14 protein-coding genes and 1 riboswitch are annotated in these 15,617 nt (G+C 70.4%); of the genes, 10 read left to right on the forward strand and 4 right to left on the reverse strand.

The annotated features are described in order from the left end of the window. Positions 1-22 precede the first annotated feature (22 nt). Positions 23-850: a DUF4386 domain-containing protein gene (locus ACWDUM_RS00300; protein WP_450132447.1), complete on the forward strand. Its 828-nt coding sequence runs from the start codon at positions 23-25 to the stop codon at positions 848-850. Then, complete coding sequence (locus ACWDUM_RS00305; RefSeq protein WP_450132448.1) at positions 847-1,737, forward strand: hypothetical protein; 891 nt, start codon at positions 847-849, stop codon at positions 1,735-1,737. Before ACWDUM_RS00300 ends, ACWDUM_RS00305 begins: the two co-directional genes overlap by 4 nt. A 51-nt stretch (positions 1,738-1,788) precedes the next feature. On the opposite strand, the gene ACWDUM_RS00310 is transcribed toward ACWDUM_RS00305, so the two are convergent. Further along, positions 1,789-2,505 carry an SWIM zinc finger family protein gene (locus ACWDUM_RS00310; RefSeq protein WP_450113484.1) on the reverse strand — a complete coding sequence of 239 codons (717 nt, stop codon included), beginning with the start codon at positions 2,503-2,505 and terminating at the stop codon, positions 1,789-1,791. Continuing rightward, complete coding sequence (locus ACWDUM_RS00315; RefSeq protein WP_450132449.1) at positions 2,502-5,339, reverse strand: DEAD/DEAH box helicase; 2,838 nt, start codon at positions 5,337-5,339, stop codon at positions 2,502-2,504. The genes ACWDUM_RS00310 and ACWDUM_RS00315 overlap by 4 nt, the downstream gene beginning before the upstream one ends. Positions 5,340-5,490: 151 nt before the next feature. Here ACWDUM_RS00315 and ACWDUM_RS00320 point away from each other — a divergent pair, with 151 nt between their 5' ends. Next, a complete protein-coding gene (locus tag ACWDUM_RS00320; protein ID WP_450113483.1) occupies positions 5,491-5,808 on the forward strand; it encodes a hypothetical protein in 318 nt (105 codons plus the stop codon). A gap of 38 nt (positions 5,809-5,846) precedes the next feature. After that, positions 5,847-7,511, forward strand: a complete 1,665-nt coding sequence (gene hutU / locus ACWDUM_RS00325) for a urocanate hydratase (protein ID WP_450132450.1) — start codon at positions 5,847-5,849, stop codon at positions 7,509-7,511. Positions 7,512-7,524: 13 nt separating this feature from the next. On the opposite strand, the gene ACWDUM_RS00330 is transcribed toward hutU, so the two are convergent. Next, positions 7,525-8,916: an amino acid permease gene (locus tag ACWDUM_RS00330; RefSeq protein ID WP_450132451.1), complete on the reverse strand. Its 1,392-nt coding sequence runs from the start codon at positions 8,914-8,916 to the stop codon at positions 7,525-7,527. A gap of 84 nt (positions 8,917-9,000) precedes the next feature. Continuing rightward, positions 9,001-9,360 carry an Rv2640c family ArsR-like transcriptional regulator gene (locus tag ACWDUM_RS00335; RefSeq protein WP_450113548.1) on the reverse strand — a complete coding sequence of 120 codons (360 nt, stop codon included), beginning with the start codon at positions 9,358-9,360 and terminating at the stop codon, positions 9,001-9,003. Between the two features lie 108 nt (positions 9,361-9,468). Here ACWDUM_RS00335 and ACWDUM_RS00340 point away from each other — a divergent pair, with 108 nt between their 5' ends. From ACWDUM_RS00340 to metX (ACWDUM_RS00365), 6 genes are all read left to right on the forward strand, one after another. Next, entirely contained in the window at positions 9,469-9,930 is a 462-nt protein-coding gene (locus ACWDUM_RS00340; RefSeq protein WP_450132452.1) for an ArsI/CadI family heavy metal resistance metalloenzyme, read from the forward strand. 7 nt (positions 9,931-9,937) lie between these two features. Beyond that, the gene (gene arsB, locus ACWDUM_RS00345; protein ID WP_450133295.1) at positions 9,938-11,005 is read left to right on the forward strand and encodes an ACR3 family arsenite efflux transporter; all 1,068 of its coding nucleotides are present in this window, start codon (positions 9,938-9,940) and stop codon (positions 11,003-11,005) included. Then, complete coding sequence (locus ACWDUM_RS00350) at positions 11,002-11,400, forward strand: arsenate reductase ArsC (RefSeq protein ID WP_450132453.1); 399 nt, start codon at positions 11,002-11,004, stop codon at positions 11,398-11,400. The genes arsB and ACWDUM_RS00350 overlap by 4 nt, the downstream gene beginning before the upstream one ends. Before the next feature lie 49 nt (positions 11,401-11,449). Continuing rightward, a riboswitch (SAM riboswitch) is annotated at positions 11,450-11,560 on the forward strand. Positions 11,561-11,697: 137 nt separating this feature from the next. Further along, positions 11,698-13,002: a bifunctional o-acetylhomoserine/o-acetylserine sulfhydrylase gene (locus tag ACWDUM_RS00355; RefSeq protein ID WP_450113477.1), complete on the forward strand. Its 1,305-nt coding sequence runs from the start codon at positions 11,698-11,700 to the stop codon at positions 13,000-13,002. Then, the gene (metX, locus tag ACWDUM_RS00360; RefSeq protein ID WP_450132454.1) at positions 12,999-14,168 is read left to right on the forward strand and encodes a homoserine O-acetyltransferase MetX; all 1,170 of its coding nucleotides are present in this window, start codon (positions 12,999-13,001) and stop codon (positions 14,166-14,168) included. The genes ACWDUM_RS00355 and metX (ACWDUM_RS00360) overlap by 4 nt, the downstream gene beginning before the upstream one ends. A 92-nt stretch (positions 14,169-14,260) precedes the next feature. Then, entirely contained in the window at positions 14,261-15,445 is a 1,185-nt protein-coding gene (metX, locus tag ACWDUM_RS00365; protein WP_450132455.1) for a homoserine O-acetyltransferase MetX, read from the forward strand. Positions 15,446-15,617: the final 172 nt, after the last annotated feature.

Below are 15,617 nucleotides of genomic sequence, written 5' to 3' on the forward strand. Positions count from 1 at the left end.
CCGAGTCAGGAGAGGTACCGACATGAGTACCGCCGCATTCACTCCGCCGGCGATTGAGGCACAAGGACCGGTCGGCACCACCGGGGCGACGACTGCGCGCATCGCCGGCGCGCTGTACCTCGTCACCTTCGTCACCTCGATTCCCACCCTGTGGCTTTACGAGCCGATACTGGACAACCCGAACTTTGTTCTCGGTGCCGGAAACCCCGACAGTGTGCTGTGGGGTGCATTTCTCGAGGTCGTCCTGGCGCTCGCGTGCATCGGTACCGCCGTCACGCTGTTCCCGGTGGCACGACGTCAGAGCGAGCCGGCGGCCCTCGGTTTCGTGGCTGCCCGAGTACTCGAGGGCAGCCTCATCATGGTCGGTGCCATCAGCCTGTTGTCGGTCATCACCCTGCGCGAAGACAGCGCTGGAGTTGGTGTGCGGGACGAGGCCTCGCTCGTCACGGCCGGCCGGGCACTCGTCGCAGTCCACAACTGGACGTTCCTGCTCGGACAGAGCCTGATGCCCGTGGTCAATGCGCTGTGCCTGGGCTACGTACTGCTGCGCTCCGGTCTCGTGCCGCGGATCATCCCCGTCGTCGGCCTCGTCGGTGCCCCACTGCTGCTCGCCTCCGACATCGCAATATTCTGCGGCGTCTACGCCCAGGGCACCGCGCCCGCCGGACTCGCCGCGCTCCCGATCTCGGTGTGGGAGTTCTCGCTCGCCGCCTGGCTGATCGTCAAGGGCTTCCGGACTCCCCGAGCGGCCGCCCGCACAGGTGGAGGTGCCGAGTTGCCGCCGGAAGCGAAGAACGACAACGGACCGACTGAACCGCGGACGCCGGCTCCGACTGGTCGCCGATCATGAAGCGCACACCGAAGATGTCCTCGCCGGCGGACCCCCCATCCTTCCCGGCGCGATCGGCCGGCATACCCGGTCGCGCACTCGCTGCGCTCCTCGTCCTCACGGCAGTCCTCGTCGCCGCGTTCGTCTTCGCCCCGCGCGTGCTGGCGGGCAGCAGGCCCGGCGGAGGCCTCTTCGACCAGGGCAGCCTCGCCGCCACCCTCCGCGAGGCGTTCGACGGCTATTGGAGGTCCGGCGACCGGGCTTTCTCCCCCGGACTGGAGACGCTGGTCGACTACTGGTTCCGGTACCACGTCGCCAAGGCTGTGATCGCTGTGCTCCTGCTGGCCGTGCTCGTCGCGCTCGCGGTTCTGCTCTGGAAGGCGTTCCTGAAAACCGACGGTGTGGGGTCGGGAAGGCGTGCCGCGCTCGCGTCGGCCGGTGTTCTCGCCACGATGCTCGCGCAGGTCTCGTTGGTGCTGGTGATGGCCAACATCCAGGGAACGGTCGCGCCCTTCTCCTCGCTGATCTCGATGCTGCCGGTCGGCGAAACCGACGGAGAACTCGCCGGGACGCTCGGTGAGGTCCGGCGACAACTGGCCGACTCCCCGAGTGCGGGTGACCAGACCCTGCCCGCCCTCGATGTGATGATCAGGGACTTTTCTCGATACCACGCGGCGATGGCCGTGATCGCAACGATCGTGGCGGCTGTCCTCCTCGGCATGAGCGTGGCGTCGTGGACGACGTGCGCGCGAACGGGATCGTCCGACAGGCGAACGAGACGCCTCATGGGCTCGTTCGGCGTGTTCTGGACGTTGCTGTCCCTGGTCGTGATCGTCGTCGCAGTGGCTAACACGACCACCGCGGCAAACCCGGTCCCAGCACTCTCGGCATTCTTCGACGGGAGGTGACTGGGCAAGGGATGTGACTGGACAATTGTCCGCCCGGATTCGGACGTCCGGTTACTCGCCGCCGAGTGCCCGGTACAGCGCGTCGAGGTCGCGCAGGGCCCGCGCCACGTCGTCCCCCTCGGCCGCGGTCGCCCGCAACGCGGCCCGCAGATGCACGGGGTTGAGATCTTGCGGCGCCGGCGCGAACGGGAGCCGGGGCAGCGCCGGGAGGACGGCGTCGTCACCGAACCAGTCGCCGAGGTCGGGCGCCTCCTCCGACCGCTCGTCGACGCCGCGGATCAGGGTGTCGAGGTCGACCCCGCGCAGCGTGAGCAGCAGGGTGGGGTCGGAGTCGAGACGCTCCGCCGTCACCGCGACCAGCGCGGCCGCGTGCCGGCAGGGCCAGCCCTGGTCCGGGCAGGTGCACCCGAAGTCGACGTCGCCCGGGCCGATCGGCAGCAACAGTTCACCGAGTTCGGCGGGAACCACCCCCGACGCCACCGCGGCGAGCACGCCCGCCGTCCCGCGGACCCGGTCGACCAGCTCGGTGAGCGCGTCCGGGTCCAGGCGGCGCAACGTGAACGTCGCAGTGAACGGCTCGTTCTGCGAACCCTGCACCTCCCCGATCACCAGCCCCGGAGCCAACCGCACCCCGAGCACCTGACCGGCCCGCACATGACTGCGGCCACGAGACAGCCGGGCGCCCGGCGCGGCGCGTTCGATCGCGCCGAGCAGCGACCGCCCCCACCCCGACCCCGCGGGCCGTCGTGGCACCCCGCGGCCGCTCATTCGCCCACCGCGTCGTCGCCGAGCATCATCAGCGCGGCCAGCTCGTCGTCGCTCATCTCGGTGATCCACTTCTCCCCGACCCCGACGGCGAGGTCCGCAAGTTCCGCCTTGCCGGTGAGCATCGCGTCGATCCGTTCCTCGAGGGTGCCCACACACAGCAGCTTGCGCACCTGCACATCGCGGCGCTGGCCGATCCGGAACGCCCGGTCGGTGGCCTGGTTCTCGACCGCCGGGTTCCACCACCGGTCAAGGTGCACAACGTGATTGGCGGCAGTCAGGTTCAGGCCGGTGCCGCCGGCCTTCAGTGAGAGCACCATGATCGGGGTGTCCGGGCCGGAACGATCGTGCTGGAACGCGTGCACCATCGCGTCGCGGGCGGTGCGGGACACCCCGCCGTGCAGGAACGGGACGTCCACTCCGAATCGCTCGGCGAGATAGGTCGTGACGATCGAGCCGAACTCGCGGAACTGGGTGAACAGCAGCACCCGCTCGCCGTCGGCAAGCACCGCGTCGACGATGTCCTCGACCAGCGCGAGCTTCCCGGACCGGTGCCGTCCGCGCCGCAGCACCGCCGACCCGTCCGCCAGGTAGTGCGCGGGATGGTTGCAGACCTGTTTGAGCCGGGTCAGTGCGGCGAGCACCACGCCCTTGCGTCCCGCTGGGGTCTGCGCGTCCCGCAGTCGTGCGGTCATGTCGTCGAGCACCGCCCGGTACAGGCTCGCCTGCTCGACGGTCAGGTTCGCGCGCACCGTCATCTCGAACTTGTCGGGCAGGTCGGAGATCACCGCGGGATCGGTCTTGACGCGGCGCAGCACGAACGGCGCGGTGACGGTCTTGAGCCGGGCGAGCGTGCCCTCGTCGTGTTCGCGCTCGATCGGCACCGCGAATCGGGCCCGGAACTGTTGCGGCGAGCCGAGCAGCCCGGGATTGGCGAAGTCGAGGATCGCGCGCAACTCCTCCAGCCGGTTCTCGACCGGCGTGCCGGTCAACGCGAGCCGATGCCGGGCGGGAATCGCCCGGACCGCCCGCGACTGCGCGGTCCCGGAGTTCTTCACGTGCTGGGCCTCGTCGAGAACGACCCTTCCCCAAGTGATCTCGCGGAGTGTGTCGACGTCGCGCGCGGCCAGCGCGTAGGTGGTGACCACCAGGTCGTGGTCGGCCGCCGCGGCCGCCAGCGCCTCCCCGCGCAGGCGCGCGGCACCGTGGTGGACGTGCACCCGCAGTCCGGGCGTGAACGTCGCCGCCTCGCGCTGCCAGTTCCCCACCACCGACATCGGGCACACCAGCAGCGTCGGTGGCACGTCACGCGTCCCGGGGTCGAGCACCTCCCGCTCGTGGGCGAGCAGCGCCAGCACCTGCACCGTCTTGCCGAGGCCCATGTCGTCGGCGAGGATCGCCCCCAGCCCGAGCCGGTGCATCGACGCCAGCCAGTCCAGTCCGCGCTGCTGGTACGGCCGCAGCGTCGCGGTCAAACCCGCCGGCGTGGGCACCCCGGCCGGCCGGGACCGCGAATCGAACAGCGCCGCAGCCCATCCGGTCGACATGATCTCCTGCACCGGCAGCGGCGGCGGCCCGGCGGTGAGTTCGGCCAGCAGCCCGCCGAGTGTGGAGTCGTCGTCCGCGCGGGCACCGACGTACCTGGCCGCCTTCGCGAGCGCCGCGCCGTCGGCCTGCACCCACCGGCCCCGCAACCGCACCAGGTCCGACGTCGAACGTGCCAGCCGGTCGAGTTCGTCGGCCGTGAGCACGTGATCACCGACCGCGAGTTCCCAGTTGTAGGACAGCAGTTGACCCAGTCCGACCGCCCGGTCGTCGGTGTCGAGCAGCACCGGCGGACTGGTCACCTTCAACCGCAGCGACGGGGCGGCGATCACCCACTCCCGTGGCAGCAGCAGCGTCACCCCCGCCACGGCCAGCGCCCTGGCACCGTGCGCGACGAGGTCGGTGACCACCGCCAGCGGCAGCAGCAGGTCCAGGCTGTCCGGGTCGGACGGGACCGCCCGCAGCCGCGGGTACGCCTCCATCGCGACGCCGAGCCCGCGCAACGCGATCCGCATGGAATCCGGGTCGGCGTACCGGACGGGCACCGGCGCGGGCGCCTCCCCGACCGGCCGCAGGCACACCTCCAGCCGCCACAGCACCTCCTCCGGGTCGGGGGCCGCGCCGCCACACGCCGCTTCGTCCGGTTCGACGAGCCGCAGCACCAGGTCCGGCTCCTCGACCGCGAGCGACTCGCGCCACCTCACCAGCCGGGCCTCGGCCTGCGCGCCGCCGGACTGCGGGGAGGGCTGTTCGTTAGGTGCCACGAGCGGGCTGTCGGTCAGCAGCGCGTGCAGCAGCGGATGCGAGCCCTCGCGACCGCCGAGCCGGTCCCGCGCGATCGGGTCGGTGAGCGCCTCGACGAAGTCGTCGAGGGCCTGCCTGCCGCCGGCGGCGCGCAGGACTCCGGGCATCGCGACGGCGAGTTCGGCCAGCCACGCGCGCTGCCGGTCCCCGCCGAGCAGCCGCCACCGCGCCCACCAGTGCCCGTCCTCGCGGCGCAGTTCCGGCACCACCCGGCCCGCATCCACCCACCGTCGGACACCCCGCGCGACGTGCACCAGGTAGCGGAGGTCGCCGGGCAGGCGCGGATCAGCGGCGGGCAGGTCGAGCAGCAGCGAGGCCGCGTCGGCGGGGGCGAGCGCCAGCGCGGGCACCGTGACGTCGGAGAGCGTGCCGTCCCCGTTTGGCAGGGCGACGGTGGCGCGGTGCCGGAACCTGCGACCGAGCAGCCCGGGCAGCGGCGACGGCAGGTCGACGCCGTCATCCGGTGCGGCGGCGTCGCGCCAGAGCATCACTCCCGCCCCGGGGGACCACACCGCATGCACCACCGGACCATCCAATCACCCGCCGCCGACACCCTGGATTTACGGGTGTGACCAGCGGGATAATGACCTCTGGCGGTGTGGGTTCACCGGCATCGCCTGCGCAGCGTCGGGAGGGTCGATGACCGTACTGATCCAAGTGCTCGAGCAGGGCTATGCGCACGGCACGCCGTGGCAGCAGCGCAAGTATCAGTTCGTCGACGCCGCGCACGTCGTCGGCCTGCGGTTGGACGGCCGGTCCGGGGTGTGGCTGGACATGGTCCGCCCCGGCGAGTCCCACCAGCTGGCGTCCACCCCGATCCCGGAGGAGTCCCTCTACTTCCTGCTCCGAATCGTCGACGAGATCGCCACCTGCAAACGACAGGGCGGCTACTGGCTGATCGGGCACGACGGCATGAACCTCGACTCGATCGCCGCGACCCGCTTCCCACTGCCGTGACGACACACGACCCGACCCGAGGCTCCGGTCCCCGTCCGGTGCGCGCCCCGCGCGGATCGACCCTGACGTGCCGCGGCTGGCCGCAGGAGGCGGCGCTGCGGATGCTGATGAACAACCTCGATCCCGAGGTCGCCGAACGTCCCGACGACCTGGTGGTCTACGGAGGCACCGGGCAGGCCGCGCGCAACTGGGCGGCGTTCGACGCGATCGTCGCGACCCTGACCGGCCTCGCCGACGACGAGACCATGCTGGTCCAGTCGGGCAAGCCGGTCGGTGTGCTGCGCACCCACGAGTGGGCGCCGCGGGTGCTGATCGCCAACTCGAACCTCGTCGGGGACTGGGCGAACTGGGAGGAGTTCCGCCGGCTCGAGTCCCTCGGGCTGATCATGTACGGGCAGATGACGGCGGGCTCGTGGATCTACATCGGCTCCCAGGGCATCCTGCAGGGCACCTACGAGACGTTCGGGGCCGTCGCCCGTCGCCTGGCCGCGTCAGGTCGCCGCCCGCAGTGCGACGGGACCCTCGCCGGCACCGTCACCCTGACCGCGGGCCTCGGCGGCATGGGCGGGGCGCAGCCGCTCGCGGTCACCATGAACGGCGGCGTCGCGATCGTCGTCGAGGTCGACCCGGCCCGCATCGCCCGCCGGATCGACCACGGCTATCTCGACGTCGAAGCCGCCGACATCGACGAGGCGCTGACTCTCGCGGTCGCCGCTCGGGACGACCGCAGGCCGCTCTCGATCGGCCTGTGCGGGAACGCCGCCGAGGTGCTTCCGGAGCTGCTGAGGATGAGGGCACCGGTCGACGTGGTCACCGATCAGACCTCCGCGCACGACCCGCTGAGTTATCTACCCGTCGGGATCGCCGTCGAGGACTGGCACCGGTTGGCCGCGAAGGATCCCGGCTGGTTCACCGAGCAGGCGCGCGCGTCGATGGCCCTCCACGTCCAGGCGATGGTCGGCTTCCAGCGTGCCGGCGCCGAGGTCTTCGACTACGGAAACTCGATCCGCGACGAGGCCCGCAAGGGCGGCTACGAAAGGGCCTTCTCGTTCCCCGGGTTCGTACCGGCCTACATCCGGCCGCTGTTCGAGGAGGGCCGCGGCCCGTTCCGGTGGGTCGCGCTGTCCGGCGACCCGGCCGACATCGCCGCCACCGACCGGGCGATCGGTGCCCTGTTCCCCGACGACGCGCACCTGCACCGCTGGATCACGCTGGCCGGCGACAAGGTGCGGTTCGAGGGGCTGCCCGCCCGGATCTGCTGGCTCGGCCACGGGCAGCGGCACCTGGCCGGTCTGCGGTTCAACGAGATGGTCGCCTCCGGGGAACTGTCCGCACCGGTCGTGATCGGCCGCGACCACCTCGACGGCGGGTCGGTGGCGTCGCCGTACCGGGAGACCGAGGCGATGGCCGACGGGTCGGACGCGATCGCCGACTGGCCGCTGCTCAACGCCCTGGTCTCCACCGCGTCGGGGGCGTCGTGGGTGTCGATCCACCACGGAGGTGGTGTCGGAATGGGCCGGTCGATCCACGCCGGGCAGGTGTGCGTCGCCGACGGCACCGACCTCGCCGCCCGCAAGATCGAGCGGGTGCTCTCCAACGATCCGGCGACGGCGGTACTGCGGCACGCGGATGCCGGCTACGACCGCGCCGTCGAGGTGGCCGCCGCACACGGGATCCGGATCCCGATGCGGGAGCGACGATGAGCGCGGGCGTGGGTCAGTCGACGGGTACCGGGACGGGGTCGGCCGCGGCCACGCGGGGGCGGACGAAGCGCAGGTAGGCGAGCGTGAGACCGGCGAGCCACACGGCGCCGACCACCAGGGCGACACGCGAGTCGGCATCGAACGCGAGCACCACGATCACGAAGCCGAGGAACGCCAGCGCCGCCAGCTGCCCGTACGGCCACAGCGGGACCGGGAACTTCAGGGCCGCCGTCTCCTGCGGGCTCATCCGGCGCCGCGACCGGTACTGCGACAGCAGGATCATCACCCACACGAAGATCGTCGCGAACGTGGCGATCGAGGCGATGACGACGAACACCGACTCGGGGATCAGGTAGTTGAGCAGCACCGCGAGCAGCAGCGCCCCGATCATCACCACCACCGTCATCCACGGCACCCCGCCCCGGGTCACCTTCGCCATCACCGCGGGCGCCTGGCCGCGCTGCGCCATCCCGTACATCATCCGGCCCGCACCGAAGATGTCGCTGTTGATCGCGGACAGCGCCGCGGTGATGACGACGACGTTGAGCACGGCGGCGGCCGGACCGATGCCGATGGCCTCGAAGATCTGCACGAACGGGCTGCCCTCGGTGCCGATCGTGTGCCACGGGTTGATCGCCATGATCACTGCGAGGGTGGCGACGTAGAACAGCATGATCCGCACCGGCACCGTGTTCACGGCGCGGGGAATCGTGCGGGCCGGGTCCTCGGCCTCACCGGCGGTGATGCCGATGATCTCCGTGCCGCCGAACGCGAACATGACGATCGCGAAGCAGGCGACGAACCCGCCGAAGCCGTTCGCGAAGAAGCCGCCCTCGGCCCACAGGTTGCTCACTCCGGTGCCGGTGTCGTGGATGCCGAACCCGAAGATCAGGATCGCGATCCCTGCCGCGATCATCGCGACGATCGCGGCCACCTTGACGAGGGTGAACCAGAACTCGAGTTCGCCGAACACCTTGACGCTGAGCAGGTTCAGCGCACCGATGAAGAACACGATCGCCAGCACCCAGATCCAGCGCGGCACGTCCGGGAACCAGAAGCCCATGTAGACACCGAACGCGGTGACATCGGCGAGGCAGACGACGATCATCTCGAACGTGTACGTCCACCCGGTCATGAATCCGGCGAGCGGGCCGAGGTGCCGGCGCGCGTACTCCCCGAACGAGCCGGACACGGGGTTGCTGACGGCCATCTCACCGAGCGCCCGGAGCACGATGTAGACGGCGGCGCCGCCGATCAGGTAGGCCAGCAGCACGGACGGCCCGGCCTTCTCGATCGCCCCGGCCGACCCGTAGAACAGTCCGGTCCCGATGGCCGAGCCGAGCGCGATGAATCGGATGTGGCGGGCGTTCAGCCCTCGGGTCAGCGCCGTCGCGGCGTCCTTCACTTCAGGCTCCCAGCTAGGTCGTGCAAGCGTGCGACCAGCACTTTAGCCGTGTTGCGCAGGTCACCACCCTGCGGCCCGGGCGCGTCAGGCGCAGCAGTTCGGGTCGAGCACCGCCCGCAGCGCGTCGAGGGAGTCCCGGCGCACCCTGTGGCAGACGCTCATCCCGTGCCGGGTGGACTCGACCATCCCCGCCTTGCGGAGCTGCGCGAGGTGGTGGCTGACGGTGGACTCGGCGACGTTCAGCGGGACGGCGAGGTCCCCGGTGCACATCTCCGCGTCGGGGGCGGTCAGCAGCAGCGAGAGCAGCTTGACGCGGACGGGGTCCGCGAGCGCCTTGAGCCGCAGCGCGAGCTGCAACGCGTCGTCGTCGGAGATCGGGGTGGCGGACACCGGCGCGCAGCAGATCGGTGCGGTCACGTCGAGCACGGGCAGCGCCTTGGGCATGAGTCCGATCATCCCAGCCTCTTGACATATGTCAAGAAGGTGGCGCACCCTGGACCCCGCAAGTAATTCGACATATGCCACAAAGGTTGGCACTTCGAGGAGGCCGCCATGTCCCGCGCCCAGCTCGCCCTCAACGTCGACGACCTCGACCAGGCGATCACGTTCTACTCCAAGCTGTTCGGCACCGCACCCGCGAAGCGCAAGCCCGGCTACGCGAACTTCGCGATCACCGAGCCGCCCCTCAAACTGGTGCTGCTGGAGAACCCCGGCAAGGGCGGCACCATCAACCACCTCGGCGTCGAGGTCGAGTCGACCGAGCGGGTGCACCAGGAGATCGCCCGCCTTTCCGGAGAGGGCCTGTTCACCGAGGAGGAGATGAACACCACCTGCTGCTTCGCCACCCAGGACAAGGTGTGGGTGACCGGCCCGGCCGGCGTGAAATGGGAGGTCTACACCGTCCTCGCCGACTCGGACACCTTCGGGACCAGCCCGCAACTGCTCGCCGCCGGCGAGGAGAACTCGGGCGGCACCTGCTGCGGCACCGCGGCGTCCTCCACGTCGTGCTGCTGACCGCGGCATCGGTCCGGTGACCACGACAACTCCGGTCGGCAGGCTCTCCACCCTCGACCGTTACCTACCCGTCTGGATCGGCGCCGCCATGGTCGCCGGACTGATGCTCGGCCGCGCACTCCCGGGGATCAACACCGCGATCGAGAAGGTGCAGGTCGACGGCATCTCGCTGCCGATCGCCCTCGGCCTGCTGATCATGATGTATCCGGTCCTGGCGAAGGTCCGCTACGACCGTCTGGGCTCCGTCACCGGGGACCGCAGGCTCCTCGTCGGCTCCCTGTTCCTGAACTGGATCCTCGGGCCCGCGCTGATGTTCGCCCTCGCCTGGATCTTCCTTCCGGATCTACCCGAGTACCGAACCGGACTGATCATCGTGGGCCTGGCCCGCTGCATCGCGATGGTGGTCATCTGGAACGACCTGGCCTGCGGCGACCGCGAGGCTGCCGCCGTGCTGGTGGCGATCAACTCGGTCTTCCAGGTGATCATGTTCGCCGTCCTCGGCTGGTTCTACCTGTCGGTGCTGCCCGGTTGGCTGGGTTTCGAGCAGACCACCATCGACGCCTCGCCCTGGCAGATCGCGAAGTCGGTGCTGATCTTCCTCGGTCTGCCACTGGTTGCCGGCTACCTCACACGCCGCTACGGAGAGAAGGCCAAGGGCCGCGACTGGTACGAGTCGACTTTCCTGCCGAGGATCGGCCCGTGGGCCCTGTACGGACTGCTCTTCACAATCGTGGTGCTCTTCGCGCTGCAGGGCGACCAGATCACCTCCCACCCGTGGGACGTGGTGCGGATTGCCATCCCCCTGCTCGCCTACTTCGCGATCATGTGGGGCGGCGGCTACCTGCTGGGCGCCGCCCTCGGACTCGGCTACGCACGCACGACCACGCTGGCGTTCACCGCCGCCGGCAACAATTTCGAACTCGCCATCGCCGTCGCGATCGCCACCTACGGCGCGAACTCTGGGCAGGCGCTGGCCGGTGTGGTCGGTCCCCTGATCGAGGTCCCGGTCCTGGTCGGGCTCGTCTACGTCTCGCTCGCCCTGCGTGGGCGATTCTCCCGAAAGGTGCCCGCATGACACCCAGCGTCCTGTTCGTCTGCGTCCACAACGCCGGCCGCTCCCAGATGGCCGCCGCCTTCCTGACACACCTCGCTGGAGACGCGATCGAGGTCAGGTCGGCGGGCAGCGCACCGGCGGAGTCCGTCAACCCGGCCGCCGTGGCCGCGATGGCGGAGGTCGGGATCGACATTTCCGCGCAGAGCCCGAAGGTCCTCACCACCGACGCGGTGCAGACGTCCGACGTGGTGATCACCATGGGTTGCGGGGACACCTGTCCGTGGTTTCCCGGCGTCAGCTACCGCGACTGGGCCGTCGACGACCCCGCAGGCAAGGGCCTCGACGACGTCCGCCCGATCCGGGACGAGATCCGCGCACTCGTCGAGGCGCTGATCGCAGAATTGCTGCCCGCGTGAACCGAACCCGTTGTCGAGGGTGTGACCGGTACCGCTAAGATCGCTGCCAGGTCATGAGTGCCAGTGCCAAGCCCCGGCTCGCTGGTCGGCAACCCTCCATCCGCGGTGGGGTGCCCCGGGTGATGACCTGGTCCTCCGGAACGGAGGACAAGCGCGGGTCCGCTGGGACGGACCCACCAACCGGGCCACGACCCACCGGAGGTTTCACCATGTGTTGTTGTCGCAGATAGGCCCCAGTCAGCCCCGGGCGCCCTTGCCGCGCCTCATCTCCCGACACTCTTGGAGCAGAGCCAACTCATGAGCGAGAACGCAACCGATCCGACCGCCAACTGGACCTTCGAGACCAAGCAGATCCACGCCGGCCAGACATCGGACGCCACCACCAAGGCACGCGCGCTGCCGATCTACCAGACCACCTCGTACACGTTCGACAACACCGACCACGCCGCCGCGCTGTTCGGGCTCGCCGAGCCCGGCAACATCTACACCCGGATCATGAACCCGACGCAGGACGCGGTCGAGCAGCGGATCACCGCGCTCGAGGGCGGCGTGGCCTCGCTGCTGCTGTCCTCCGGGCAGGCCGCGTCGACGTTCGCGCTGCTGAACATCGCGGGCGCCGGCAGCCACGTGGTGTCCAGCCCGAGCCTGTACGGCGGCACCTACAACCTGTTCCACTACACACTGCCGAAGCTCGGCATCGAGGTCACCTTCGTCGAGGATCCGGACGACCTGGAGCAGTGGAAGGCCGCGATCCGCCCGAACACGGTCGCGTTCTACGGCGAGTCCATCGCGAACCCGCGCAACGACGTCCTCGACATCCCCGGCATCTCCGAGGTCGGGCACGCCGCCGGCATCCCGCTGATCGTCGACAACACCGTCGCCACCCCGTACCTGCTGCGCCCGCTCGAGCACGGCGCCGACATCGTCGTGCACTCGGCGACGAAGTACCTGGGCGGCCACGGAACCGCGATCGCCGGTGTCATCGTCGACGGCGGCACCTTCGACTGGACTCAGGGTCGCCACCCCGGCTTCACCACCCCGGACCCGAGCTACCACGGCGTCGTGTTCGCCGACCTCGGTGCGCCGGCCTACGCCCTGAAGGCGCGGGTCCAGCTGCTCCGCGATCTCGGGTCGGCGGTCTCGCCGTTCAACGCGTTCCTGATCAGCCAGGGCATCGAGACCCTGAGCCTGCGCATCGAGCGGCACGTGCAGAACGCCACCGCGGTTGCCGAGTTCCTGCAGGGCCGGGACGAGGTCACCTCGGTCTCCTATGCCGGTCTGCCCAGCTCGCCCTGGTACGAGCGGGCCCAGAAGCTGGCCCCGAAGGGCGCGGGCGCGATCGTCGCGTTCGAACTCGCCGGCGGTGTCGAGGCGGGCAAGAAGTTCGTCGATGCCCTGACCCTGCACAGCCACGTCGCTAACATCGGCGACGTGCGCTCACTCGTCATCCACCCCGCGTCGACCACCCACGCCCAGCTGAGCGCGGAGGAGCAGCTGGCGTCCGGCGTCACCCCGGGCCTGGTTCGCCTGGCGGTCGGCATCGAGGGCATCGACGACATCCTGGCCGACCTCGAAACCGGTTTCGCGGCGGCGGCATCTTGACGATCGGTTCCGTTTCGGGCGCCCGTCCGGCCGGGTCCCACGAGGGATTCCCGTCGCCGGACGGGCGGCTGACGTCCGTCTCCATCGGCGCGGTGACGCTCGAGAGCGGCGCGGTGCTCCCCGACGTCACTCTGGCCGTGCAGGTGTGGGGCGAACCGAACAAGACCCGCGACAACGTGGTGCTCGTCGAGCACGCACTGACCGGTGACTCACACGTGACCGGGCCTGCCGACGCCGACAACCCGTCGCCCGGGTGGTGGGACGGCATGGTCGGCCCCGGCGCGCCCATCGACACCGACGAGTGGTGCGTGCTGGCCACCAATGTGCTCGGCGGTTGCCGCGGCACCACCGGCCCCGGCTCGATCGCCCCGGACGGCCGACCGTGGGGATCCCGGTTCCCGGCGATCTCCATCCGCGACCAGGTGGCCGCCGAGGTGGCGCTCGCGGACCGGCTCGGCATCGAACGGTTCGCCGCGGTGCTCGGCGGGTCGATGGGCGGCATGCGCACCCTGGAGTGGATCGTCGGCCAGCCGGAGCGGGTGGCGGCCGCACTCGTCCTGGCCGTGGGCGCCCGCGCGACGGCGGATCAGATCGGCACGCAGACCACCCAGATCGCAGCTGTCACCTCCGATCCGGACTGGCTGGGCGGCGACTACCACGGCACGGGCCGCAGACCCGAGGCCGGGCTGCGTATCGCGCGCAGGATCGCGCACCTGACCTACCGCACGGAGAGCGAACTCGACGCGCGCTTCGCGAACGACGCCCAACAGGGCGAGAACCCGCTCGACGGCGGCCGCTACGCCGTTCAGAGCTACCTCGAGCACCAGGCCGACAAGCTGGTGGCCCGTTTCGACCCGGGCACCTACGTGTTGCTGACCGAGGCGATGAACCGCCACGACATCGGTCGCGGTCGCGGCGGCGTCGAGGCGGCACTGGCCTCCTGCACCGTCCCGACCATCGTCGGTGGCGTCGACTCGGACCGGCTCTACCCGCTGTGGCAGCAGCGGGAGATCGCCACCCACCTCGCCGGATGCGAGGGTTTGCGGGTGGTGAACTCGAAGGACGGTCACGACGGATTCCTCACCGAGGCGGCGTGGGTCACCACCCTGCTCGGCGAGACGATGGCACTGGCCAGGGCACACCGCACCGACTGCCGCGTCCGCTAGACACCCCACACCGGGCCCGTCCCGGCGGGCGGATGTCACGACACGCGCGTGGTTCGTGGCGCCCTCAACACCAAATCGTTAGCATCGGAAACGTGTCTGAGACCGACCCGCCGCCCGTACGCTCCGCACCCAACGGGCAGCCCGCGCCTGCAGCGTCGGGAGCGCGATGGCCACTCCCGACGGACGGGACACGGATCACGATCGACATCGGACCGTTGCACCTCGAGAACGGTGTCGTGCTCCCCGACGTCGTCCTCGCCGTCCAGTGCTGGGGCACGCCGACCCCGGCCCGCGACAACATCGTGCTGGTCGAGCATGCCCTGACCGGCGATTCCCACGTCACCGGCGAGGCGGGGCCGGGCTTGCCCGTCGCCGGCTGGTGGAACGAGCAGGTCGGACCCGGCGCGCCGATCGACACCGAGGAATGGTGCGTGGTGGCGGCGAACGTACTCGGCGGGTGTGACGGCTCCACCGGCCCCTCGTCTCGGGCACCTGACAACGCCCCGTGGGGGTCGCGGTTCCCGGCGATCTCCATCCGCGACCAGGTCGCCGCCGAGGTCGCGCTCGCGGACCTGCTCGGAATCGATCGCTTCGCGGCAGTCGTCGGCGGCTCGATGGGTGGCATGCGCACCCTCGAATGGATCGTCGGCCATCCGACACGGGTGGAGGCCGCGCTGGTCCTGGCGGTCGGTGCCCGCGCGAGCGCGGACCAGATCGGCACCCAGAGCACCCAGATCGCCGCGATCACCGGCGACCCCGACTGGCAGGGCGGCGACTACCACGACACCGGCCGCTCCCCCGAGGCCGGCCTGGCCCTGGCGCGCAGGATCGCGCACCTGACCTACCGTGCCGAGGTGGGCCTGGACTGGCGCTTCGCGAACGACGCCCAGCCGGGTGAGGACCCCCGAGCCGGCGGCCGGTACGCGGTGCAGAGTTACCTCGACCACCAGGCGGCGAAGTTGGCGGACCGCTTCGACCCCGGCACCTACGTGGTGCTCACCGACGTCATCAACCGGCACGACGTCGGTCGTGGGCGCGGCGGGGTCGCGGCCGCGTTGACCTCGACACAGGTCCCGGTGATCGTCGGCGGCATCGACTCCGATCGACTGTTCCCGCTGCGCCAACTCGAGGAATTGGCGACCCTGCTGCCCGGCTGCGACGGGCTGCGCGTGGTCCACTCCGCCGACGGACACGACGGATTCCTCACCGAGGCGGCGTGGGTGACGGGCCTGCTCGGGGAGACGATGACGCTGGCCCGAGCAGGTCGCATCGGCTGAACGCCGGGGCGAGACCCAGTTTCGCCAATGCCCTCATCGGGAGTGTCTCAGCTCGATAACATCGCGCCGTGCTCCCTACAGCAACAGATCCGACCACGACCCACCCGCTGCCCGGTGGCATCCGCCGGCGCCCCGCTGGGGCTGCCGGTTTCGCCGCGGCGACAACCACCCT

The sequence above is a fragment of the Rhodococcus sp. NPDC003322 genome (assembly GCF_053589555.1).